The 24,755-nt window shown below is 62.4% G+C and carries 18 protein-coding genes; 10 read left to right on the top strand and 8 right to left on the bottom strand.

The window, feature by feature from the left end; translation table 11 throughout:
* The first annotated feature begins 26 nt into the window (after nucleotides 1-26).
* Nucleotides 27-1,871, top strand: coding sequence for a hypothetical protein (locus IPV69_RS14770; protein WP_206290456.1), 1,845 nt, complete (start codon nucleotides 27-29; stop codon nucleotides 1,869-1,871).
* Nucleotides 1,872-3,268: 1,397 nt separating this feature from the next.
* On the opposite strand, the gene IPV69_RS14775 is transcribed toward IPV69_RS14770, so the two are convergent.
* Nucleotides 3,269-4,429 (bottom strand): IS4 family transposase, encoded by a 1,161-nt coding sequence (locus IPV69_RS14775; protein ID WP_206290457.1) that lies wholly within the window; start codon nucleotides 4,427-4,429, stop codon nucleotides 3,269-3,271.
* 433 nt (nucleotides 4,430-4,862) lie between these two features.
* On the opposite strand from IPV69_RS14775, the gene IPV69_RS14780 reads away from it, so the two are divergent.
* From IPV69_RS14780 to IPV69_RS14795, 4 genes are all read left to right on the top strand, one after another.
* Nucleotides 4,863-6,386: a lamin tail domain-containing protein gene (locus tag IPV69_RS14780; RefSeq protein ID WP_206290458.1), complete on the top strand. Its 1,524-nt coding sequence runs from the start codon at nucleotides 4,863-4,865 to the stop codon at nucleotides 6,384-6,386.
* 341 nt (nucleotides 6,387-6,727) lie between these two features.
* On the top strand, nucleotides 6,728-7,267 hold the full coding sequence (locus IPV69_RS14785) for a hypothetical protein (protein WP_206290459.1): 540 nt from the start codon (nucleotides 6,728-6,730) through the stop codon (nucleotides 7,265-7,267).
* Between the two features lie 77 nt (nucleotides 7,268-7,344).
* Nucleotides 7,345-7,725: a type II secretion system protein GspG gene (locus IPV69_RS27955; protein ID WP_390884413.1), complete on the top strand. Its 381-nt coding sequence runs from the start codon at nucleotides 7,345-7,347 to the stop codon at nucleotides 7,723-7,725.
* A 407-nt stretch (nucleotides 7,726-8,132) separates the two neighbouring features.
* On the top strand, nucleotides 8,133-9,557 hold the full coding sequence (locus IPV69_RS14795) for an RHS repeat-associated core domain-containing protein (RefSeq protein WP_206290461.1): 1,425 nt from the start codon (nucleotides 8,133-8,135) through the stop codon (nucleotides 9,555-9,557).
* A gap of 122 nt (nucleotides 9,558-9,679) precedes the next feature.
* Here IPV69_RS14795 and IPV69_RS14800 read toward each other — a convergent pair whose 3' ends face one another.
* Both IPV69_RS14800 and IPV69_RS14805 read right to left on the bottom strand, forming a co-directional pair.
* Nucleotides 9,680-10,870 carry a serine hydrolase domain-containing protein gene (locus IPV69_RS14800; protein WP_206290462.1) on the bottom strand — a complete coding sequence of 397 codons (1,191 nt, stop codon included), beginning with the start codon at nucleotides 10,868-10,870 and terminating at the stop codon, nucleotides 9,680-9,682.
* A 266-nt stretch (nucleotides 10,871-11,136) separates the two neighbouring features.
* Entirely contained in the window at nucleotides 11,137-12,153 is a 1,017-nt protein-coding gene (locus IPV69_RS14805; RefSeq protein WP_206290463.1) for a sugar phosphate isomerase/epimerase family protein, read from the bottom strand.
* Nucleotides 12,154-12,497: 344 nt separating this feature from the next.
* Here IPV69_RS14805 and IPV69_RS14810 point away from each other — a divergent pair, with 344 nt between their 5' ends.
* Together IPV69_RS14810 and IPV69_RS14815 are read left to right on the top strand one after the other, a co-directional pair.
* On the top strand, nucleotides 12,498-13,091 hold the full coding sequence (locus tag IPV69_RS14810) for an ECF-type sigma factor (RefSeq protein ID WP_206290464.1): 594 nt from the start codon (nucleotides 12,498-12,500) through the stop codon (nucleotides 13,089-13,091).
* A gap of 605 nt (nucleotides 13,092-13,696) precedes the next feature.
* On the top strand, nucleotides 13,697-14,524 hold the full coding sequence (locus tag IPV69_RS14815) for a proteasome assembly chaperone family protein (protein ID WP_206290465.1): 828 nt from the start codon (nucleotides 13,697-13,699) through the stop codon (nucleotides 14,522-14,524).
* Nucleotides 14,525-14,649: 125 nt separating this feature from the next.
* Here the strand turns inward: IPV69_RS14815 and IPV69_RS14820 are convergent, their stop codons facing one another.
* The gene (locus tag IPV69_RS14820) at nucleotides 14,650-15,204 is read right to left on the bottom strand and encodes a hypothetical protein (protein ID WP_206290466.1); all 555 of its coding nucleotides are present in this window, start codon (nucleotides 15,202-15,204) and stop codon (nucleotides 14,650-14,652) included.
* Between the two features lie 199 nt (nucleotides 15,205-15,403).
* Between IPV69_RS14820 and IPV69_RS14825 the strand changes: the two genes are divergently transcribed.
* On the top strand, nucleotides 15,404-15,766 hold the full coding sequence (locus IPV69_RS14825) for a response regulator transcription factor (RefSeq protein ID WP_206290467.1): 363 nt from the start codon (nucleotides 15,404-15,406) through the stop codon (nucleotides 15,764-15,766).
* 18 nt (nucleotides 15,767-15,784) lie between these two features.
* Here the strand turns inward: IPV69_RS14825 and IPV69_RS14830 are convergent, their stop codons facing one another.
* The 4 genes from IPV69_RS14830 to rtcR all read right to left on the bottom strand — a co-directional run bounded on the left by IPV69_RS14830 (nucleotide 15,785) and on the right by rtcR (nucleotide 20,057).
* Nucleotides 15,785-16,555, bottom strand: a complete 771-nt coding sequence (locus IPV69_RS14830) for a tRNA(His) guanylyltransferase Thg1 family protein (RefSeq protein ID WP_206290468.1) — start codon at nucleotides 16,553-16,555, stop codon at nucleotides 15,785-15,787.
* Between the two features lie 32 nt (nucleotides 16,556-16,587).
* Entirely contained in the window at nucleotides 16,588-17,034 is a 447-nt protein-coding gene (locus tag IPV69_RS14835) for an ATP-binding protein (RefSeq protein ID WP_206290469.1), read from the bottom strand.
* Nucleotides 17,035-17,087: 53 nt separating this feature from the next.
* Nucleotides 17,088-18,206 carry an aminopeptidase gene (locus tag IPV69_RS14840; RefSeq protein ID WP_206290470.1) on the bottom strand — a complete coding sequence of 373 codons (1,119 nt, stop codon included), beginning with the start codon at nucleotides 18,204-18,206 and terminating at the stop codon, nucleotides 17,088-17,090.
* 231 nt (nucleotides 18,207-18,437) lie between these two features.
* Nucleotides 18,438-20,057 (bottom strand): RNA repair transcriptional activator RtcR, encoded by a 1,620-nt coding sequence (rtcR, locus tag IPV69_RS14845; RefSeq protein WP_206290471.1) that lies wholly within the window; start codon nucleotides 20,055-20,057, stop codon nucleotides 18,438-18,440.
* Nucleotides 20,058-20,381: 324 nt separating this feature from the next.
* Between rtcR and IPV69_RS14850 the strand changes: the two genes are divergently transcribed.
* Complete coding sequence (locus IPV69_RS14850; RefSeq protein ID WP_206290472.1) at nucleotides 20,382-21,989, top strand: vWA domain-containing protein; 1,608 nt, start codon at nucleotides 20,382-20,384, stop codon at nucleotides 21,987-21,989.
* Nucleotides 21,990-23,033: 1,044 nt separating this feature from the next.
* Complete coding sequence (locus tag IPV69_RS14855) at nucleotides 23,034-24,542, top strand: RtcB family protein (RefSeq protein WP_206290473.1); 1,509 nt, start codon at nucleotides 23,034-23,036, stop codon at nucleotides 24,540-24,542.
* Nucleotides 24,543-24,755 lie beyond the last annotated feature (213 nt).

Here is a 24,755-nt window from a genome sequence, read left to right on the forward strand (position 1 = left end):
GACGCACTCCCTAAAAGGAGCGTGTCGTGACGAGCCTTCCCGACTCCGCGGTACAACCTGCCGTACCCGGCGACCCTGGCGCCGCACCGCTCCCGGCTCTGCACACGCTTGCCTCGCGCCTGCCTCGATCGGCCACCAAAGCCACGCTTCTGGCGTTCGCGATCGCGCTCCCGCTGGTGTTCGCCAAGAGCATGGCCAAGGACGTCAACTCCGACGAACACCCGTATGTCGCTGCCGCAACCCTCTGGTCGCGCTACGGGCTGACGCCTTACCAGGACTTCCATTACAACCACCTTCCCACCCAACTGCTGATCCACGGCTTGCTCTACAAGCTGACCGATCATCTGCTACTGGCTTCCCGTGCGTTTTCCTGCCTCTGCGCCGCGGGTGTCGTGGCGACCTTGTTCCTGGCGGCGTTTACCGCTTTCGAGTCCCTCCACCACCGTCGCCGTTGGCTGCTCAGCGCCGCGGTCGCCGCGATCGCGCTGACCAATCCGCTCTTCACCCTCGCCACCGGACTGGCCTGGAACCATGACCTGCCGACCCTGCTGACGCTGCTGGCGTTCCTCGCCGCCTGTCGCGGCGTGCGGCCGGGCAACCCGATGTCGCCCCGCGCCGACAACGCCGGAAACGCCGGCTGGACGGCGCTCGCCGGCGTACTGGTGTCACTGGCGTTTACATCCCGGCTGACGTTCGGCCCGGCGGCCGCAATTCTCGCGCTGATGCTCCTTGTCGCGCCGGGCATGCAAATCCGCCGCCGAGCGGTCCTGCTGTCGGCGTTTCTTTCTGGCTGCCTGCTGGCCTGCCTGCCGACGATCTGGATCGTCGCCCAGTCACCGGCCAATGCCATCTGGGGCAACCTGCTGTTTCCCAAGCTCAACACCGCCTACCACGCCGACGACGGCGCCGGCCGCATCACCATCCCCGGCAAAATAGGCTTCCTGCTGCTCGATCTGCTGCAGCGGCCGGGCAATACGCTGCTGCTGATCGCCGTGTTCCGAACACTCCTTCCGCGGGTCCGCGCGTCCGCCGATGGCGCGCTGCCCGCCGAACAAACCGGCAACGTGCGACTCGGCACACTCGGCCGGTTCGCTCTCGGCCGGTTCGTCGCCTCGTGGGACGAGCGAACGCTCATCTTGCTGGCGGCCGGACTCTGGCTCGCCGGCTGCTTCCCGAGCCCCATCTTCCGACAATACCTCTACGCGCCGATGCCCTTGTTCCTCCTGCTGCTCGTGTTCGGCTGGAAGGCGGCACGCGACCAGACCCGGGCCGAGAACTGGATCCTCATCGTCGCCGCCGTCTCGGTCGCGATCGGCTGCTACCACTACGTCAGCATCTACCGGCTGGCGATGCCCAACAGCTGGGAACCGATGAAGTTCCACGCCGAGGGCGTCGCCATTCGCAACGCCGTCCTTCGCAACGCCGCCAATGGCAACGTCACCATTGCCGGCGCCACCACTCACAACGCCGCCCCGCACAGCGGCGTCCGTCCTAATCCCACCAGCCCCGGTCGAGTCCTGACGCTCGGCCCGGCGATCCCGTTGGAAGGCGGGCTCCACATTGATGTAACGCTCGCCACCGGGCCGTACGCCTACCGCGTCAACCCCTACCTCACGGACGCCCAGCGGTCCGCCCTGAAGCTGTCCGACCTCGACGACCTTAAACGGTCCGTCCAGACCGACCCGCCGGCGGCGATCCTCACGGGCTTCTCCAAAACACTCGAGGCCGACATCATCCAACTGGCACGCGACAACGGCTACGCCTCCCGCCGACTGCCCAGCGGAAGATTGCTCTGGCTCCGCTCCACAACGCCCATTCAACCCGCCACCCAACCCACCACCGCCCGACTTGCCGACCCGACCGGCCAGTAAACGACCCCAGCACAACTCCGCCAAACGAACCCGAGACCCCATGGCACGGCGTCCCGCCCGTGTTCCCAACACCTCGCCAAACGAACCCAGCGCGACATCGCCGAACGAACCCAAGCCCACGTCTCGCGACCGCCGTCCGTGACACGGCTTTCCAAGCCGTGCGAGTTGCGTCACACACCGATGGACGTACATCCTCAGCAGCCCACACACCCCGCCAAACGAACCCGGCCAGGATTGAACGCCAAGACGCCGAGCCGCCAAGCATTGCCTCGCCTCGGATGGCCTCCTTGGCCAGGCGGCGTCTTGGCGTTCATCACGCTTTTTACCAACCGGACGAAGAGCCAACCGCGGATTCCGCAGATGTCGCAGATTGCCTCCTCCTCATCTGCGTCATCTGTGAAATCTGCGGTTCATTGCCTTCTCTGGAGCAGACCACGGCGTTCATAGAGATCCGCCGAACGAACCCAGCGAGGACTGAACGCCAAGACGCCAAGCTGCCAAGCGTCGCCTCGCCTCGGATGGCTTCCTTGGCCACTCGGCGGCTCGGCGTTCATCACGTCTTTCCCCGAGCGGATGAAGAGCCAACCGCAGCTGTCGCAGATTGCCTTCTCCTCATCTGCGCAATCTGCGAAATCTGCGGTTCATCGGCTTTCTCCTTGTCCGCCTTGGCGGTCCTGCATGTCGCTGGCGAAAGCGAAACCCCTCGGTCCCGATCCCTCCGGATCGTCCGAGTGCGCGTGCGTCCCAACCAACGACCCCGGCGGGCCAACCGACCCGCCGACCAGACACGAAGCAAAGCGACGAGACACCCAACGAAACGCCGAGACACGAAACGACAAGACAGGACGCCACCCATGCACCCGGCGCGACACCCCGGCGGACGACGGATCACACCCGCGTCAACCAGGCCCCGAGTCCTGTCAGGCAACGCCAGCCAATGCCAGCGGATACCCGCCGACCCCGCAAAACGGTCCGGCCAGCAGCCGCTAAAATGTACGGTATATATTAGGTATTGAAGGTAGAATTGCAAGCAGAAAGCAGCGGCCACGCAGGCCGTGAGAGGGCGTGACCGTGGGTGGCCGTTGCTTCGGCCGGCGATGGTGGTGCAGGCTTTCAGCCTGCATCTCCGCAGCACACACCGTTCGTTCTACACCGCGCGGAAAAGTGACCATGCCCACGCGACATGGCCACACGAATCCGAAACCGCCTCATGCTACCGCTATCCGTGACACGGCTTGGAAAGCACAACTGTCCGGCAATTTACCAATTCCAGCGTGAGCCATGACCTGGCACATCCTCATTTCACCAGAGTCGCTCGGCTTTGCTTGCGATCGCGGCTGATGGCGCGCATGCGGCGGCGTCACCCTCAGATCAGGGTGTGCGGGAACGTCGTGGCTTCAGGCCAGCTTCTTGCGTGCCCGCAGCCGGGCCTGACGCGCTCGTTCCAGCGAACGCTCTCGCTCGCGTTTGGCGATCACCGCCATCGCCTCCTGGATCGACATCTGGCCCCGGGCCACGCGGCCCAGCGCCGCCAGGGCGTAGACGCTGACGCGGTAGCCGCTCTGCACGTACATCATCAGCACGGCGATCACCGCGATGTACAGCTGCGTGGTGATCCCATTGCGGCTGGTGCTCAGCAGGTGGTCCATTCCCGCCCAGGTCTTGAGCCACTTGAAAAACAGCTCGATCTGCCAGCGCAGCCGGTAAACGGCGCCGACGACGTGAGCCCCGACCGTCGCCGCGGGAAGATTGGTCAGCAGCCGCAGTGCCTGGGATTCGCCCGATCGGTCGGTGCTCTCGATGGTGATGCAGCGGAACAGGCCCGCCGGCGCGTCGCGGCCGGGAAGTCTCACCACTTCCTCGGCGATCACGCCCGCCTCGACGTCCGCCGCCGACGGCGGCAGGGTCTGGACCACCGTCATCGCCGGTTGGTTGGATTTGATACGAACGACAAAGTCGCTGCCCTTGTCCAGGACGGCGCCGAGGAAGCCGAACTCGACGAAGTTGCGGTCCACGACGTACAGCACGCCGGGCAGGAGGTCGGCGGCGAAGGCCGCGGCCTCCGAATGCCCGTCGTCGCCGCTGACGGTCAGCACGCGGGGAATCCAGTTGCCGGCGTCGAGCTGGACGTTGGCGCGGACCTGTCCCTGCACGCCGCCGTCGCGGTTCTTTTGGCGCATCGCCCAGGCCACATCGCACAGCGTGGTCATGTAAGTGCCGTCGGCGGCGATGATCTGCCGGGTGATCCCTTCGAGGCCGTCGGCGTCGCCGAGATTCGGGACACGTTGCTGCAGGTCGTCGATCAGCGGCACGAGCAGCTGAGGGTCGAACGCTGCAAGAGCGTCGGCGGTGGTCGAGCGTGCCAGCTTGTCGAGTCGCAGATCGCCCTGGAAGTCGCCGCAGTCTTCGATGCGTCGCAGCGATCGGGCCATGGGATCGAAGAACGACAGGAGCAGGCCTTTGACCAACTGGTCGCGGCCGAGGATGGTGTTGCCGTGAGCCGGCAGCGCCGCCAGACGATGGAGATGTTCGTCGAGGAGATTCCCGGAGCGGCGCACGGCCAGACGTCGGTCCGACGGCGTCGGTTGCTGCTGCGGGGATGGACGACGGACCGCCACGGGCGCGAACTATGCCACGCGGCATCAGAAAGCGCAAGAGCGAAATCTTGCGAATGTCACGGCGTCGAAATGCCGGACAGTTGTGCTTTCCAAGCCGTGAAAGGTGCGTCACACGCCAGCGACCGTTCATCCTCAACACGCAACCTGTGTCCCGGTGGAAGAGGATCTGGCGTCGGTTGCCACAACTGTAAACATGGAAGAACCCCCGGCGGCGATGGAACGCGCGGTGCGTGGCATGACGCAGCAGCTCCAGTCCGAACGGCCGCCGAGAAACTGCAATTTCAGCCCCATTCGCAAGAGTTAGTCGTTGACGTGATCTCCACAGCCTGCCAAGATCGCGCGCTTCAACCGCGCCCATCGGGAGATGGGCTCAATGCATCGAATATGTCGATCGTCACTGTTGTTGGGTGTTGGAATCATCGCGGTCGGATCCGCTTCGTCGGCATCCGCACAAGTCGTCATCAACGAGTTCGTCTACGATGACGGCGGTACCGACGATCGGGAGTTCGTCGAGCTGTTTAACCGGGGGACGTCGGCGCTCGACATCAGCGGCTGGAAAATCGGTGGACAGGACGTCGTTGGGACAAATACGACCTTTACCATCCCCGGGGCGATCGGCTCTGGAACGCATTTGATTCCCGCCAAGGGCTTTTTCGTCGTCGGCGCCAGTACCATCCCGAATCTGAATCTGGCGTTTTCACAGAGCAGTGGGACAACGATCTCGTCGTTCGAAAACGACGCTGAGACGCTCGAGTTGCGGAACAACGGCGTGCTCGTCGACGCCGTGCTGTTTGAGGCCAACAAAGGGACTGCCACGGCTACGATCGGTTTCGGCACGTTGCCGGCCGACGTCATTACCGCCGTCGGGGGCGGGATCTATGGCAATCACCAAACCAACGACCTCGCGACGGCGGGCCTGGCGACGTCCTCCCTCAGCCGGTTTGTCGACGGCGTGACCAGGAGCAGCAACGGGCGTGACTTCGGCTTGCGAACGGCGACGCCGGGAGCGTCCAACACGACTGCCGGTATCACGACTTTCTACAATGCCCCCAACGTCGATTCGATTGCCAACGACGCCGAAGTCACAGGGTTCGCCTATTCGTTCTCGGCGCCCAAGGCGATTACGCCGGGAACCATCAGCGCCTTCAACCCCAACGTAATCGCCGCCCCTCCGACGGGCACCAAGGCGATCGTCGCGTGGGATAGCACGGGCGGCGGCAACGGGGTCGCTCTTTCTCAGACGATGAAGGGTCAGGGGGGCTTCAAGATCAGCGCCTTCTTCGACACGACGCCGTTGCCCGTCAGTACCAACACGACAGGCACGCCGTTTCGCGGGTCGGAGATCACACAGTACGGCGTCATGGGGTCGGCCGATGCACTGACGAACCTGACAGACGTCTCGGGGCAGGTCGGCGTTGGGACGGGTCTTTCCGCCAATGGCGCCACCGGCGTCCTCTGGCTCTACGAGAAGGTCGGGCCTGCCGTCGCCGGGGGAGCGATTTCCGAGAAACTGATCCTCGTCGACGCCAAGAACGGCGGCAACAGCAACTCGGCGACGACCTCGACCGAGTTTCCGTTCACATGGACCGTGCTTGCGACAGTCGACGTGAGCGGCTTGCCGTCGGGGTGGTACGACCTGGGGATTACGGTAAACCCCGATGGCAGTGGATCGGCCGTCTTCAACGACCAGACGTTCACTTTTACGACCGACGCCAATCTCGACGGTACGTTCTATGTCGGCTATCGCGAGAACACGCAATCCGGCTCCATTGCGGTGCCCAGCTACGTTCGCCCGCCGACCTGGGCAACTGTCCCTGAACCGGCCAGCCTGTCGGCGCTGGGTGTTCTAGGATTGCTCCTGGGTCGGCGTACCCGCCGACGCGCACGGACGTCGTGAATCGAGGCAAGAGAAGGCTGCCATAGATGTTTCGGGAGGATGAATGGGACATCGACCTGTCCCGTTTTCCTGTCCCCATTGATGGGACCATGTTAGAATCCCTGGCGGTGATGGAGCGCGTGGCATGACGCGATACGCAGGCGGGAGAGCGGACGAGGGTCAGAAATAGAGACTACTTGCCGACGCTCGGATGCTGGGGGCAACGCGATCCCGCAGGATACGCAGATGGAACAACCCTTTACCTGGCCTACACGTCGAATCCGACCGCGTTCACCGATCCCTTTGGCACAGAGAGTTGGACGGAGCTTGTTGCGTCTCAAAAATGGGGGCGAGAGTATGCAATGGGTAAGCTGACGGTCCATGACGGACAAGATCAAACGGGCGAAATCATAATCGACAACGCCGACGAAGTAGTAAAGAATCCTGATGTCGGACTGCATAGGCGCGGGATGATATTTATGGCGCGATGGAAGCCACCCAAAGGCGGAGATTGGTCCAATAAAGACGAAACCTGTAAGCCCTGCGAGAAGGTGGTATTCATACAAAAGATTCGTTGGGGAGGAGGCGACTGGCAATGGGACTGGGGTGACGACGACTATAGTCAGCATGGCGGGAAGTCGCGGAATCCGCTCACGGGATCTGACTTTGCACAAGTGTATGATGAACCAAACATTGCAGCGATTAGCTTGCTAGAATACTATTTCAGAGGTATGAGATTTTCTGCAATTACACATGCTAAGTGTGTCAAGGGGCGCGATATGGGAGTAATTTACGCGGAGATTCGATGGGGATTCTCTGTGGACGCGAAAGGCGGATTGAAGTTGTCAGATATCTATATAGGGGGCGAAGATCGTTCGGACACGAGAGAGATCCCGAAATAGCGGAGACAGCAATGGGCGTTCCCCTAGCATATTCGAACGAAAAGCGAAGAACGAAGCCGCTGAGCTGTTTGTCATGGATGCTAATATCTGTCTTATTTCTCCTGGCGTTATGCATATTGTTCGTTCCCCGCTATTTCAACTCTTCAAATACTGAAGAGAAGAAGCACGCCGTGGCGAACCTTTTCTTACGCCGGTGTGCTAATGCCATCGAGCGATTTCGAGTTGACGTTGGGCGATATCCAAACGAAGACGAAGGGCTATCGTCGCTGGTTGCTGCCCCGGCCGCAATTTCTTCACGCTGGCGTGGGCCGTATTTGGACGAATTGCCTCGAGATCCATGGAGCGGATGCTATTCCTATAGAACGTCGCATAACGATGGAAGGATTTCAATTGTTTCCTATGGAGAAGACGGCGTACCATCTGCCGATGATCTAAAGTTCTTCGGGCCGTCACCGTAGGGTACAAGTATCAGGTCAAACCGTAGTCCGCAAAAATACAACAGGTGCTTCAGCACCTTTTTTGCCGCACGATGGCGAGTGATGCTATAATTGCTCATAGGACACGATTGCGTTAACTGAAGATGAGTTCCCCGCGATTCCGAGGAGGATGCCCGTGGACGCGGATGGGCCTCGAATTCGAAGCCTCGATGTCTTCTTGGCGGACATGCTCACCGATCTGCGATGGGCGCAGTGTACATTGCGGGTCAGGCATCACGTCCGGCAGCATATAGTCGATTCCGATCACCGGGCACAGGCAGCTGCCCCGACAACGGAACATCCGGCAGCCCCGACGACCGGCTCAGCCGGGTGAAATCGCTCAAAGACGGTTCGACCGTGCTGGCGAGTTACACGTACCTGGGACTGTCATGATCATCCGTATCGACTATCCGCAGCCCGACGCCCGCCTGGACCTTTGGGGCGGCGTCAGCGGCACTTTCGCCGGACTGGACCGGTTCAACCGGATCATTGACCAGCGCTGGCAGAACGCGGTCGGCACGACGCCGGCGGACATCGACCGCTACAAGTACGGCTACGACCGGGACAGCAATCGCACCTGGAAGCAGAATACGGTGGGATCGACGCTGGACGAGTATTACACTTACGACCAGCTCAACCGATTGGCCACGATGGACCGAGGCACGTTGACAGGTTCGCCGCCCAGCGGGATCACCGGCACGCCGGTGAAGGAGCAGGACTGGACGCTGGATCCGACAGGCAACTGGCGTGGTTACGTCACCAAAGCCAGCGGCACGACGGACCTGAACCAGGCGAGAGCGAGCAACACGGTCAACCAGATCACCGGCATCACCGAGACGACGGGGCCGAGCTGGATCGACCCGGCGTACGACGCCGCGGGGAACACGACGACGTTCCCGCAGCCGACGCCGACGAGCAGCTTCACCGCGACCTACGACGCCTGGAACCGGCTGAAGGACGTGAACGACGGAGCGAACGCGGTGGCGAAGTACGATTACGAAGCCCGAAACCGCCGGATCGTGAATAAGAGCTACACCGGCGGGACGCTGACCGAGACCCGCCACGCCTACTACACCACTAACTGGCAGAACATCGAGGAGCGGGTCGGAAGCAACACCACCGCCGACACGCAACACGTCTGGGGCATCCGTTACATCGACGAACTGGTCTGCCGGGACGATGCAACGCCGGCCCGCATCTACGCATGCCAGGACGCCAACTTTAACCTCACCGCCCTCATCAGCACCGCCGGCTCGGTCCTGCAACGCTTCGTCTACGAACCCTACGGCATCGACTCCGTCCGCGCTGCCAACTGGAGCACGACCACCGACGCCTACAACTGGACCGTCAGGTTCCAGAGTGGACGCGTCGACAACGGCACTGGGCTCTACTATTTCAGGAATAGAGACTATGTGTCCACATTGGGACGTTGGGGGCAGAGAGACTCTGGAGAATACATTGATGGATGCAACCTCTTCGCATTTGTTGAAAGCAATCCAGTCAATATGACTGACCCAGAGGGGTTACAGACGACGGCGAAAAATGCCGAAACGGCAAATGATGCCAAACCAGCGACACGACCTACGACATCGCCCGCAACGTCACCCGCAACACGACCTTCAACAAAGCCATCGACAAAGCCGGTGACCGATCCCCATAAGATTGCTCCGCGACCAAGGTTTATTAGAAAACTGAAATTCGAAGGGGGAAAGATAAGGGGACATCACTCTTTTTCATTCTTGTCCGCGCACTGTCCTTGCCCCGCCGTTCCTCGCGTTACTCCCTCCCAAATTTCTCGATCGCCCAGTTCTTAAACGCACCCTGCACGTTCTTCCCTTCGCCGGGGAATCCGCCGTGCTGGACCATCCAACGATAAGGGGACATCACTCTTTTTCATTCTTGTCCGCGCACTGTCCTTGCCCCGCCGTTCCTCGCGTTACTCCCTCCCAAATTTCTCGATCGCCCAGTTCTTAAACGCACCCTGCACGTTCTTCCCTTCGCCGGGGAATCCGCCGTGCTGGACCATCCAGATGATGGCGATTCCCCTGGCGGGGCGGATTTCCATGTTGGTGGCGTGGGCCCCGCCGTGCCCGAACGTGTCGGGGCCGACGGCGAAGCCCAGGCCGTAGCTTTCCTTGACGGTGGTCGGCGTCTGACGCTTGGAGATCTCGTCGATCGCGGCTTCGCTGAGGTACCGCTTGCCGTCGAGCTGACCGCGGTTCAGCAGCATGCGGCAGAACGCCGCGGTGTCGGCGGCGGTCGAAAACAGGCCGCCGGCCGGCATGGGGAATCGGCGGGTGCGGTCGGTCAGCGGGTAGATTAACTGGCTGATGGGGAACGGCGACAGGTTCGTCCTGGCCGCGTCCGGCCGGTACGACGTGGCGATGCGGGCGGCCTGCTCTTCGTTCGGCCAGAAGGTGGTGTCTTTCATGCCCAGCGGCGTGAACAGCCGTTGCTGCATGAAGTCCTCGTACTTCGTGCCGGAGACGACTTCGAGAATGCGGGCGGCGGTGTTGATGCCGGCGTTGGAATACTTGTACGCCGTGCCCGGCTCGGTCTCGAGCGGCGTCATCGCATAGGTGCGGACGGCCGCCGCCAGGGGAAGTGCGTCGAGCGTCGGCTCTTCGGCGGCGGATTTGAACGGCAACCCGCTCATGTGGCTGAGCACCTCGCGCACGGTGATCGGGTGCGCGGGCTTGCGCAGCAGCAGGTGGTCCTTGTCGCGCTCGGCGACCACCATCTGTCCCTTGAACTCCGGCAGGTACTTCTCCACCGGGTCGTTCAGCGCGATCTTCCCTTCGTCCACCAGCATCATGACGGCGACGGATGTCATCGGCTTGGACTGCGACGCGATCCAGAACATCGCGTCGGGCTTCATCGGCCGGCCGGCGGCGATGTCGGCGTGGCCCACGGCTTCGACCGACAGCACCTTGTCCTTGTCGATCACCATCGCCACCGCGCCGGCGAGCTGGTGCTTGTCGACGTAGGGCTGAAGGACGGCGGACGAGGTGGCCGGGGCCTCGGCGCAGAGGCGTCCGGCGCAAGCGAGCAGAAGCAGCAGCGCGGCAATGCAGTAGCGAGTAGGGATGATGGGTGTGGGTCTGATCATGGGCGTGCGATTGATCATGGGAGCGAGTCTCGTTGGGTGATGCGCTGACCTTCGGCACTCGGGTGTGTTTCGGGTGCCATGGGCTGCGGTACTCCGCTGCCCGTGGTGACGCGTGACTGCGGCAACACGACCACGGGCAGGCGAGTACGCCAGCCCATGGCACCCGGAAGTTGCCGACAACTTGAACTACACCCGTCTCCTTCGTTTCGGCGATGTTCTGCGGCGCCGGCGACCGCGCTCCGCTTCGCGTCGCGGTTAACCGGTGCTACGCGTGCCTATAAGTCCTACGCGGGCTTCCACGTCTTGCGGCCGAGCATGCGGTCGAGCGAATCGCTGGTCTGGTGGATGAACGCCTCCGGCCAGTGCATCCAAGGGTGGAAGTATTCGAACGTCAGGTAGCCGTCGTAGCCGATCGCTTCGAACGCCTGCAGGACGGCGGGCCAGTTGGTGGTGCCGTCGAGCAGCGGGCGGAACGCTTCCAGCGAGTGGTCGGTGCCCTTCTTGGTGTATTCCTTCAGGTGGACGTTCTTGATCCGCTTACCGAGGATCCTGATCCAGTGCTCGGGGTACTGGTACTCCATGATGTTCCCCGTATCGAAATGCACCCGCACGCGATCGGAGCGGAACGAGTCGACGAAGCTCGCCATCTCCATGGGCGTCATGAGGAAGCCGTTGAAGAAGATGTTCTCGAGGTTGAGGTAGACCTTGTGTTTGTCGGCCAGGCCGATCATCTGGATGACGGCTTCGCGGGCGCGCTGCTCGCAGATGTCGTTGGGAACGGGCTCGTGGTCGTCGCGCCAGGGAATGCAGACGGCGCCGGGCACGACCAGCACGTTTTCGGTGCCGAGCAGGCCGGCGGCCTCGATCATTTTGCCGCCCAGTTCCAGGCCTCGCTTGCGCTTGGCGGGGTCGTTGCTGCTGAGCGGGTACGGCCAGTACAGGAACGAGCAGAGCCCGCTGATGGCGATTCCGATGTCGGCGGCCGTCTTGCGGATGTCGGTGAGTTCCCTTTCGCCGGCCTTGATGGAGACGTCGCTCTCGAGGTCGTAGTTGAGTTCGATGCCGTCGAAGCCGGCGTCTTTGGCCAGTTGCAGGCACTGGCGCAGCGTCCACTTTTGCGGGTAGGGGAACGCCCAGAGGTTGATGGACTTCTTCAGCTTTGAAGGCTTGTTCGCGGCGGCCTGATCGGCGGCAGGCGCGGCGACGGGTGTGGCGGCGGGGTCGGCACCGCGGGCCGCCGTGGGCAGAACGGATGAAGCCGCCATCAAACCTGCGCCGATGAGCATCGAGCGGCGGGACATGGCATCTTGGATCGCCGAAGCGTCCGGGAAAGCCGATGGATGGCGTGTGAAAGGATCTCGCACCGCATGCCTCCTGTTGTGTCTGGATGAAATGACTGCGTGGCTATCCTACCCGTTGACGGTGATCTACCACTACAGCGGGGCGTGGCGGTTTTTCGGGGTGGTAGGCGAGAACGTCGGTCGTGGGGCGGAAATGCAGGCTGGAAGCCTGCACCACAATTGCCACCCGGGAAAGCAGTCACACCACGACAATGGCCGTCGTGAATAACACATGGCGATATGTCGCGCCGTGGGTTAGAGTTGTGGTCAAAGCCAGCGGCTCAGTTCGTTTGACGGCCAACGCCATGGGTGAACACGACGGGGAATCAGAACCGCAAGTCGAGGGCAGGACTTCCGCCCAATACGGGAGCGAGCTTCTGCCGCTGGTTTACGACCAGTTGCGCAAGCTCGCGCGTCAGCGGATGGCGGGCGAGCGGATCGGTCACACCCTGCAGGCGACGGCGCTGGTTCACGAAGCGTTCCTGCGAATCGTCGGCCCGCAAAGCAACGGATCCCAAAATACTGGCCCCAAGTTCAGTAACGTGGGGCACTTCTATCGCGCCGCCGCCGAGGCCATGCGGCGGATCCTCATCGAACACGCCCGCGCCCATGCCACCGATAAACGGGGCGGCGGGGTGCATCGCCTGAGCTTCACCACCGTCCTTGATCTGGCCGCCGCGCCCGATCCTGAAGAAATCCTGGCGTTCGACGACGCTCTTTCTCGCTTAGAGAGTCAGGCAGCAGATGCAGCCGCGATTGTGCGGCTGCGTTTTTATGCCGGATTGTCCGTGGAAGAGACGGCCGAATCGCTGGGCATTTCGCCCCGCCAAGTCAATCGCGAATGGCAGTTCGCGCGGGCCTGGCTCTACCGTGAGCTGGGTTCGCCGGATCAGCCGTAGGTTTGCGTTTGACGCGACCAGAGCGCCCACCCTCTTTCCACAACAGAGTTGACCTTGCGCTACGTTGCCGAGCGGCGGCTGCCGATGCGCGCCGGCGGGACGCGAGTGGCCGATTATCGCCCCAGGGAGGCTAGGGGGGCCTCCCTGGGTGCGCCGGCCAAACGCGCGGCATGGCGGTCGATCCATTTCAGGCGTCAGGTGTTCCGAGGCAGGCTATACGGGGGATGTATTCGTGAGGCGTCGTACGATTCCACTACTTTCCCAATCTGAATTCACCCGTCTGAAGGAGCTCTTCTGCGAGGCAATCGAGCAGTCGCCGGATCTCCGCGATCAGTGGGTCGCCGCGAACGCGTGGCGTCTGAAGCCGGCGATCCGTGACGCCCTGCATTCGCTGCTACGATCGCACGCGGCAGCCGGCCGATTTCTGGCCGAAACGCAGACGGACCACCGTTTCCTGTTGGCTACGGAGATGGAACAAACGGCGTTTCAACTGCGGAAATGCAGGCCGAAAGCCCGCGCCACAATGGCCGCCCATAGCCATGGTCGCCCCCAATCGACCGCTCCCTCCTGATTTCCGCGCTCACACCCCCTAAACTCACTGTGAGATGCCCCATGATTCCCTGATCACGTTCGATCCCCCGCTTCTGGAAAACGGTGCCATGCTTCTGGCCTTCTCGGGCTGGATGGATGGCGGCGAGGTCTCGACCGGAACCGTCAATCACCTGCTGAGCACCCTCGACACCCGGAAGGTCGCCGAGATCGATCCCGAGGGCTACTACATCTACAACTTCCCCGGCACGATGGAGCTGGCATCCGTCTTTCGGCCGAAAGTGCGGTACGAAGAGGGTTTGGTCAAAAGCCTTGAGCTGCCGGAGAACACCTTCCATTGCGATCAATCCCGGAAGCTTGTCCTGTTCACCGGGAAAGAGCCGAACCTCAACTGGCGTGATTTCGGCGACCGCATTCTCGACCTGGCCCGCATGACGGGGGTGCAGAGGATTGTCTTCGTCGGCTCGTTCGGCGGTGCGGTGCCCCACACGCGCGAGCCGCGGCTGTTCTGCTCGGTATCCCACGAAGACCTGAAGCCCGAGTACGCACGCTACGGGCTGAAGTTCAGCGATTACGAAGGACCTTCGTCGTTCGTGTCATTCTTGTTGAGCCGTGCGCCCCAGGTTGGCATCCGCATGGCCAGCATTGCCGCGGAGATTCCGGGCTATCTCGAAGGGGCCAATCCGCTGAGTATCGAGGCGGTGACTCGCCGGCTCGCGAAAATTCTCGACCTGAAGGTGGACCTGGCGGCGATGCGGTTGGCAAGCGACGACTGGACGTCGCGCGTCAGCGAACTGGTGGAGAAGGACAACAAGCTTCGCAAGCACATCGCCAAGCTGGAAAGTGCGTACGACGATGCCCTGCTGGAAGCCGCGGAGGAGTAGGAAGAGGTATGGGGTTCGTTGCGTGGACGGGCCGCTCGGTCGCCATGACTTCGTGAAGGCGAAGCGACAAAGTGCAAGAGCAGGCGACTGCGTTACTCGGCCATCTCAATACCCAAACACCTCTCTTAACCCCCGCCCCCTGCCGCCTTGCGCCGTTCCAGGTCTTCGCGCAGGAACTGCTTGAAGGTCGGCATGCCGGCTTCGGCCCATTTGCCTTCGATGGCATCGGCGACGGCGCGGTTCTGGCTCATGAGCTCGGCGAACGCCGCCTGCTCGCGCGAGCCGGCTTTTGGTTGAATGTGGGCGTCGTGCGTATCGGCCCGCAACAGATACCCTTTGCCGTCAGGCGATCGGTCGATGATCAGCTTCATGTGTGGATAGCTGAGGTTGCCGAGCCGCAAGGCGTAGCGGATCGGCATCGTTTCGCGCGGCGAAGGGTCGCCGCTGGCCCGCGGTGCTTCCTGGCGTTCGAAGACCGGGCTATCGTAAAAGGCGTCCTGCGGGGTACTCTTGAGGGTTTCCAGTCGGGCTCGGACTGCCGAGGGAACGGGTTCCGGTCCGGTCGGCTCCGACTTCTTGCGAGCCGCAGCCGTTGCCTGAGGAATGGGTGTGTATGCAACCTCCAGGAAGATGTCGATCGCCCGCCAGACGATTCTGGGGCTGGGCCGCTGCCAATTCATGGTTGCCGCTCCTGTCGATCTACCGGGGCTGCGTCGACCTCATCGTCGTCGCGCTCAGACCGGTACGATCCATCGTGCCGGTGTCCGTTCGTTTCCCGATTGTCGCACGCCAGACGCTTTCAGGGCCGCCGGCGATTGATGCCTCAGTGGAACGGATTATAACAGGCAACCGTCCCTTTGCGGGATGGCGGAGTTCCCGATGCGCGTTTTGATCGTCGAAGACGATCCCGAGATCAACCAGTTGCTGGCGGCGTACGCCCAGATCGCCGGCTTTCAGCCCGACTGCGCGCTGACCGGCGAAGCCGCCCTGACGCTGGTCGCCACCGGAACCTACAGTCTGGTGATCCTGGACGTGATGCTCCCCGACATCGACGGCATGGAGATCGCCCGGCGGCTGCGGACCAACCCGGCGACAATGCACCTTCCCATCGTCGTCCTCACCGCCCTCACCGTCGATTCCACCCGCCGAACGGCTTTGGAGTTGGGCGTACAGGCATTTTTGAACAAGCCGTTCGACCCGGACGAGCTGATTCGGGTGATGCGGAAGTGGGCGAAGGGGTAGGGAGGCCATCGCGACGGTCTAAGCGTTGGCTTCAACGATCATCTTTCGAATGACATCGTCGTACGCGTCGCGCATCGGCAGGTCCAGTTCCCGATGAAGGCGACGGCGGGTCGTTTCGACTGCTGTGCCGGTACGCGGATCAACGCCTACCTTAACGACGTCTTGCCACCAGACGCCCGAACCACGCTTTTGCCACACGGGAAGGTCGTTGAAATTGATCTTGCCCTGTTGAAACAACAGTTCGTTCTTCTCGGCGACCGTCAATCCGGAGAGCATCTCCGTCGCACGCGTATCCGTTTGCCCCTGTCGCCGAAGGAACCAATAACAGTGAGCATTGAGCGCGTTACGGTGCGCGTCTTCATTTCGCCAGCGGAAGTAGTCCACAACCAGGTTCTCTGTGGGCAGTTCGCAAACCCTGGAGTCGAAGCATCCGATGTCGCCCAACAGTAGCGAGAACCTGGCACTGGCTTCGCCAGCGAGGACGGAGTTGAGCTTGCGTGTCTTGCGATTGAACGAGCCGTCCTCGCGGTGCAACAGAAGAGAAATTTCGTCGCTCTGCGTATAGCCGTAGATCACACGGGGGCCGCAGGACATAAGGTGTTCGACGGTGGCGAGCATCATGTCGCGGAAACGCACATCGAAGGGGGCTTCGAACTTGTGTACATCCTTCGTCAACCGGGTGAAGCTCCGGCCATCCAGACGGACCACGATATAGATGCCCGGCACGACAAAGTAGTCGTGAGAGGTTTCGAAGACGCGCATCTTTGCGTCGAGTTCGTCAAACTTCATGACTACTCCAATGGCAGACGTCGGGCAGGAGCCTACGTCAATTCGGACAACTGCTCGATTCCCGCTGCAGTCCAGGTCACACGCCAGACACGATCGAATCCTTCGGCTTTCGAAGGGATCATGAGCTTCGCGGCCGTCCCACGGATCGCGATCTCCGGCACGCGTGCGTCATCGGGCCGGGTCGCATTGCGGGCAATACATTCCTCGATTCCGGTATCGAACCAGTAGCACTCCAAGGACTCAAATCCTGCGGCTCTCGCCAATGCGACATACCTCATCCGCTGAGAGGGTGAGGGGTTGGTATTGTCGACCACGAAGGCCTGCTGTGCCGCAAGGCACCCGTGCAACAGGATATCCTCACGGTTTCGTGTTCGGAGCATGTCCAGATTCAACCGGATATGCGTATTCGCGAATTGACGCGCATAAAAGGTAGACTTTCCCGATCCTTGAAGCCCACAGAAGATGATCGCAGTAGCCACGTTGATGTCTCTCGGACTATACGCCATCGTTCATCCGCCATCCGCCATCAAGTTCACTTCAAGTTCTCGGGATTCAGCCCCAGCAACTCCTTCATCACGAACTTCCCGTCCTTGCGGATCAGCTTCCCGTCGAACCAGATCTCGCCGCCGCCGACGGCCGGGTCCTGGCGCATCACCATGTCCCAGTGAATCTTGCTCTTGTTGCCGTTGCTCGCCTCGTCGTAACACGCGCCGGGCGTGAAGTGGATGCTGCCGGCGATCTTCTCGTCGAACAGGATGTCCTTCATCGGCTTGGTCACGTACGGGTTGAACCCGATCGCGAACTCGCCGACGTACCGGCTGCCAGCGTCGGTATCGAGCACCTCATTGAGCTTCTCGGTCGCGCTGCTGGTCGCCTCGACCACCTTGCCGTCCTTGAACGTCAGGCGGATGTCGTTGTGGGTGGTGCCGCGGTAGATCGTCGGCGCGTTGAACTGGATGACGCCATTGACGCTGTTCTTCACCGGCGCGCTGAAGACTTCGCCGTCGGGAATGTTCACCCGGCCGTCGCACGGAATGCCGGCGATGCCCTTCATGCTGAAGGTCAGATCGGTATCGCCGGGGCCCTTCAGGCGGACCTTGTCGGTCTTGGTCATGAGCTTCGCCAGCGGCTGCATCGCCTTGGCCATCTTGCGGTAGTCCATCGTGCAGACGTCGAAGAAGAAGTCTTCGAACGCTTCGGTGCTCATCTCGGCCATCTGGGCCATGCTGGGGCTGGGCCAGCGGAGGACGCACCAGCGGGTCTTCTTGATGCGGATCTGGTGGTGGACCTTCGTCCAGACGGTGGATTCGTACTTCTTCTGCTGGTCGCCGGGGACATCGGACAGCTCGGAGATGTTGGCGTTGCCGCGGGCGCCGATGTAGCACTGCACCGACTGCATCTGTTTCTTTTCGACCTCGGAAATCAGATCCCATTGCCCGCCGTCGCCGGCCATCATCAGGGCGCGGTTGATTTCGTTGCTCTTGAGCGTCACCAGCGGCTTGCCGCCGGCCTTGGCGACCGCGGCGATGACCGCCTTGGTGAAGGCGTGCGGCACATCGATCGCCTCCAGAAGCAGGGCTTCGCCCTTCTTCACAGCGCAGGAGTAGTTCACGAGCAGGTCGGCCAGCTTGATGATTCGGGGGTCGGTCATGTCCGGGAGGATAACGTGGCTTTGCTGGCGTGGGGAGAGCGTGAACGTTGAAGTCGGACGATGCGACGTTCGAGTTCACCACGGAGCACGGAGACACGGAGGGTCACTCGACGTTCGACACCATACTCTTCTCTCTTGCCTTTTTGAGACTGAGGTACGCCGACGACATCGAGCGTCGCATTGCCCTCCGTGTCTCCGTGCCTCCGTGGTGAACTCGAACGCCGGAATGCATCAACCTTCGCAAGCCTTCTCCCAATCCAGCCCGAACCGCGCCAGGTACTTCCTCAGCCGGTCGGCGTCGTTGGGCTTGGCCTTCTGCGCCCGCGACGCGGCGAAGAGTGTTCGCCCGGCGTCCGACAGTGTTCGCGATTGGCGGCACACGCGGATCACCTCGGCGAGCTGCACGCGATCAAAGCGATCGATCTTTTCCATTGCATCGTTGGTCAGCACGCTGCCAAGACATTCATCGTCGCTCGCCCGGCCAGCGTCGCGCAGAGAAGTCGATGCCCACTGCCGGCGGAGCCGATCCACTTCTTCGGCGACGGTCTCGACCGTGATCCGCCCGCCGGCCGCCAGTGTGGCCATCCGTGTGACGGCGGCGTTGAGGTCGCGGAAGTTGCCGATCCAGGTCGCATCGCCGCCGATCGCGAACGCCAGGAACCGCTCGCGCGCCTCTCGGTTGAACGCAACTTTCACGCCCTCGCGCTGGGCGAAGCGTTCCAGTTCGTAGGTGAGGTTGGGTTCGATGTCTTCCCGCCGTTCGCGCAGCGGTGGGAGCGCGAACGTCCAGAGGTTGATGCGGGCCAGCAGGTCTTCGCGAAACCGCCCGCCGGCAACGGCCGCCGGCAGGTCACAGTTGGTGCCGGCGATCAGCTGGAAATCGCTGCGGGCTTCCTTGTCTGAACCGACCGGCAGGAAGCGTTTCTCTTCGATCGCCCGCAGAAGCATCGCCTGCTCGTCAGTGCCGAGTTCGCCGATCTCGTCGAGGAAGAGCAATCCGCCGTCGGCCGCGCGAAGCAGGCCCGGTCGGTCGCTCGCCGCTCCGGTGAACGATCCCTTCACATGGCCGAACAGCGCCGACATCGCCCCGTCGCCGCGGAGCGTGGCGCAGTTCACCTCCACAAACGGACCGGCGATCTGCCGTCGCGACTTCTTCAGTTCGTAGATCTGCCGTGCCAGGTGCGACTTGCCCGCGCCCGTCGGCCCGTTCAGCAGAATGGGTGCCTTGCTCGCGACGGCGACGCGTTCGATCCGTTCGATCAGCCGGTTGAAGGTGTCGCTGCGCGTCTCGATGCCACTCTTGAGCAGCGAAGTGCTCTCTCGCGTTTCGCGATCGAAGCGCGACGCCAAACGGTCGTACTTCGACAGGTCGAGATCGACCACGCCATACGACCCCGGCCCGCTGCCCCACTTGGTCGGCGGTGCGGTCTGGATCAGCTTCCCCGGGAAGTACCGCGATTCGGTCAGCAGGAAAAGGCAGATCTGCGCCACGTGCGTGCCGGTGGTGATGTGAACGAGGTAGTCCTCCTCGTCGGGGTTGAACGCGTAAGACCGGCAGAAGTCGTGCAGCCCGCCGAAGACGTCCTGAAAGTCCCACGCGTCAGCGAAGTGCAGTTGGTGTTCCCGAACCTCGGTCTGCGGCGACACCGAGCGAATGTCGTCGCTGACGATGGTCTTGAGCGCGGTGAACTTCGGCTCAAAGAGCAGCTCGAACCGATCGATCGCCAGGTCTTCATGCTGAAAGAGCGACACGGTCGGTCGCCAGCGTTCCCACCGCGTGGTGCCCTTGCCCGAATCGAGCATCGGGCCGAGAAGGCCGATCGCGACCTGACGCTTGTTGGGTTTCGGCATGTGTCACCGCACCATTTCGGGGTGCCATGGGCAAGCGTACCCGCTTGCCCGTGGCGATCGCCGTCAGACGTTCGACACGGGTAACGGCGTACCGTTACCCCTGCGACTCGATCCAGAAGGATGCGAGCGGTTGGATAATATACGATCCTGCAGGATACTAAATGGCGCAATCGTCCAGAAGTCGGGCCGGCGACCGAAGTTGCTTACTGATGCGCAAAGTCAATTCATTGATAGTGTTGCGAGAATCTGTGCCGCTGTTACCAATGTGTGGCACGCCTAATGCTCTGGGCCTCCCGTACGAACGATTTCGAACGGAGGTTTCAGATGGCAAGCAAGACGCTCTTCAAGTCCAACGCGGGTTCGCTCATTCCGGCGGTCGACACGGTCAACGAGGCCGGCGGCATCGCCTACCGCTTCCCGGCGAAGCACATGCTCGCCCAGTACGCGGCGACCGGATGCCTGAACTCGACCTTCTACGCGACCGCCGAGCAGCAGCTCGCGACCGTGTTGGAGCTCTGCAAGAACCTCGAGCCCGAGTTCATTGCCCGCACCGCGATTTACGCGCGGCAGCGAGGCTACATGAAGGATCTGCCGGCATTGCTGTGCGCCGTTTTGGCGGCCAAGCCCAACGCCGGTGGATTGCTCGCGGAGGTCTTCGATCGCGTGATCGACGACGCCCGCATGCTCCGCAACTTCGTCCAGATCGTGCGGTCGGGCGTCACTGGTCGTAAGAGCCTCGGCTCGATGCCCAAGCGCCTGATCCTCAACTGGATCGAGAAGCGGTCGGACGATCAGCTGTTCCGCGCTTCGGTCGGCAATGACCCGTCGCTGGCGGATGTGATCAAGATGGTCCATCCCAGCCCGCGGTCCAAGGGCCGCGCCGCGCTGTTCGGCTACCTGATCGGCCGTGAGGCGACGATGACCGAAGCCGGCGCGTCCTGGACCGCCAACGACCTGCCGCAGCTCGTGAAGCAGTACGAGGCGTTCAAGACCGGCGCGTCGAAGGATGTCCCCGATGTGCCGTTCCAGATGCTCACCAGCCTGCCGCTTACCAGCGGCGACTGGAAGCAGATCGCCCGCAATGCCCCGTGGCAGATGACGCGGATGAACCTGAACACCTTCGCCCGGCATGGCGTGTTCGACGATGCCCAGGTGACGCAGTTGATCGCTGATCGGCTGCGCAACCCGGAACTGATCGGCAAGGCCAAGGTCTTTCCGTACCAGTTGATGGTCGCGTACACGCAGGTCGATTCGAAGGTGCCGACGGTCGTCCGCGAGGCGATCCAGGATGCGATGGAGATCGCGATCGCGAACGTCCCCAAGGCGCCCAACGGCGTCTGGGTGTTCCCGGATGTCAGCGGCTCCATGCATTCCCCGGTCACCGGTCACCGCACCGGTGCGACGACCGCCGTGCGGTGCATCGATGTCGCGGCTTTGGTCGCGGCGGCGATGCTGCGGCAGAACCCCGGCTCGGCCGAGGTGCTGCCGTTCGAGTCGAACGTGGTCACAAGCTGCCGGCTCAACCCGCGCGACACTGTGCTGACCAACGCCCAGAAGCTGGCCAGCCTGCCGTGCGGCGGCACTAACTGCTCGGCGCCGCTGTCAGAGCTCAACCGCCGCAAGGCCGAGGGCGACTTGCTCATCTACGTCTCGGACAACGAGTCGTGGCTGGACTCGCCGAACTACGGCTCCTGGGGCGGCGACCGGACGAAGACGATGGTCGAGTGGGCCGCCTACAAGAAGCGGAACCCCAACGCGAAGCTGGTCTGCATCGATATCCAGCCGTACGGATCGACGCAGGCGACCGAGCGTGAGGACATCCTCAACATCGGCGGCTTCTCGGACCGCGTCTTCGATATCATCGCCGAGTTCGCCAACGGCACGCTGCACCCCGACCACTGGGTGGGCGTGATCGAGGCGATTGCACTGTGAAGTGAATGGCTGCCCCCTCTCCTGGAGGCTTCCGGGAGAGGGGCGGGCCAGTGGAACTCAGACGGAAGACCGGTCTTCCTCGCGACCGCCGCCGAATGCTCGATGGGATTACATTTCCCTGTAGCGTCTCATCAGAACTCTTGTCGGCGTCGGTCGCGCGGAAGTCCATGCAGGCGAATGCTGGTCGGGAGTACATGGCAGCCGTGTGGGTTCGAACCCCACCTCGTCGCTTGCGACGGGAGGCAACTCTCGCCGAATTGGTCGCCTGCTTTTGAAACAACGTGCTGGCCTGGTAAGCCCGCGCGCTGAGGCCTCGATTTTGCGAATGCTGACGGAACTACATGCTTTAGAGGCCCGAGATGCGGGTTCGATTCCCGTCGGCTCCATTGCCCGCAAGGGCGTACATTTGGGGTCGTCGTCTAACGGCAGGACGCGGTAACAAGTTTCGTTAAATGTTGGTCGCAGCGAGTCCGAACGCCGATCGGCGAATGCCTTGAGGAACTACACCCTACCCGGTGGAGGTCGCGGGTTCGAATCCCGTCGCCCGCAAGGGCGTAGCTCAGCGGCTAGAGCACCTGTTTCTCAATCCTTTGGTCGCTATCGTCGGCGATGCTTGAAGATGGTCTAAAACAGAAATGGTGGGATTGGCCTTTGCGAATGCCGGAGGAACTACATTTAAACTTGAGGTCGCGGGTTCGAGTCCCGCCACCGTAAAGGTGTAGCTCAGTTGGTTAGAGCGCAAGTCTCGTTTCTCCAACCCTTGTCGTGATGGCCGATTTCAGTGGTACGCGGTGCGAATGCTGTTCGGACTACATGTTGCGGGTTCGAGTCCCGTCGGCTCCATTTTCTCGGTTCGGGGCCGTAGCTCAATGGTAGAGCACTCGTCTGGACAACGCCTTGTCGCACCTTGTACGAGCGGAATGCCTGTGTAGGGCGGGCACTACCCGCTGAAGAAACGCGGAACTACGGTTGCGATCCCTCATCTGTGTAACGTGGTAAGGAACAATCAGTCCGGCGGGCAATGCCCGTCCTACGAGAACGAACATGTATATCGACCCCACCACCCCCAAGCCCCCGATCACCGCCACCGGCGACGCCGTGGGATTTTTGCCAGCGCGCAACTCGTACGGCAAGCCGATCACCGTCATCGGGACCGAAGCTATCCGCAACGGGTTCGATGCGATCTGCCTTCAGCAGGCGCTCAACAGCCGCGGTGCGCCCGGCGTGACCGACCTGGTGCTGAACCCCGATGCGCACGCCGGCTACGGCGCGCCGGTCGGGTCGGTGCTGGTCTCGCCGACGCACATCTATCCCGGCCCGGTGGGCGTCGACATGAAGTGCTCGATGAGCCTTCTGCAATTCGATCTGCCGGTCGAGGAAATCGCCGATAAGAAGGTCCGCCGGAAGCTGATCGAAGAAATCTGCCAGCGCCTGCCGACCGGCGCGGGGCGGGGACAGTCGTCGCTCAAGCACGGCCGCAAGATCTCTGTCGACCTGGGAAAGCAGGCGGTGATCGAAGGCGCTTCGGCATCGGTCTGCGCACAGCTCGGGATTCCGCCGCGCTGGGCGGATCGGTGCGAGGATTCGTTCCACGTTGCCCATGACGGGTCGGCGGGAACGCTCGGCGAGCGGCTTGAGTGGCTCCTTCACGCCGGCGTGGTGAAGAACTTCGACATCAAGGTCAACCAGCTCGGCAGCTACGGCGGCGGGAACCACTTCGGCGAGTGCGAAGCGGTGGAAGTGGCCGACAACGACCGGGCCCGCGCCGTGGCCGATGTCTTCGGCCTTCGCCACGGCAAGACTGCGTTCCTGTCGCACTGCGGATCGCGCGGGCTCGGCAACGTGCTGGCGAGCGGGCAGTTCAAGGCGCTGCAGGCGATGTTCGCCCGCTGGGACATCCCGCTGCCCGGCGGCGACAAGGAGCTGGTCTACGCTCCGCTCGGAACCCCCGAGGCCGACGCGTACCTGGACGACCTGGCGCTGGGTGCGAACTTCGCGACGGTCAACCACATGCTGATCAACGCGATGGTGCTGGAGGCGTTTGAGTCGGTGTTCCCCGGCATTAAGGGAGACCTGGTGTACTTCATCAGCCACAACATCGCCCGGCAGGAGATCGTGGACAACCGGCCGGCGTGGGTGCACCGCAAGGGCGCGACGCGCGCGTTCCCCGGCGGGCACCACGCGCTCAAGGGAACGCCGTTCGAAGCGACCGGACATCCGATCCTGCTGCCGGGAAATCCGCGCGACGGCTCGGCGGTGATGGTCGCCGACGCGGGCGCAGCGCTGAGCTGTTACAGCGTGAACCACGGCGCCGGCCGGGCGATGGGCCGCAAGGAGGCGATCCGCCGGCTGGACCAGGGAACGATCGACTCGGAGATGCACGAGCACGATATCCTGAGCAATTGCCGTCAGTACCCCAAGGACGAGGCGCCGGCGGCGTACAAGGATTTCAACGAAGTCCTGAAGAGCGTCGCGCTGGCGGGACTGGCGAGTGAAGTCGCGCGGCTGAAGGCGCGCTTCGTCATCAAGGACGGCGACAAGGCGGATGATTGAGCAGGTGTCCGTGACACGGGTTTCCAACCCGTGCGAGTTACGTGCGGTCGCAGGTTATCGTTCATCCTCAGTGCGGCTCTCATCGATCGCTTCTGGCATCGTTGGCGAATGGATCACTGAGGATTGGCGTCTGACCGCGGCGTGGCGCAGCTCGCACGGGTTGGAAACCCGTGTCACGGACGCTCGGCTCGGGCTGACGAATTTTCTCTGTAC

Source organism: Humisphaera borealis (genome assembly GCF_015169395.1).
GTDB lineage: Bacteria > Planctomycetota > Phycisphaerae > Tepidisphaerales > Tepidisphaeraceae > Humisphaera > Humisphaera borealis.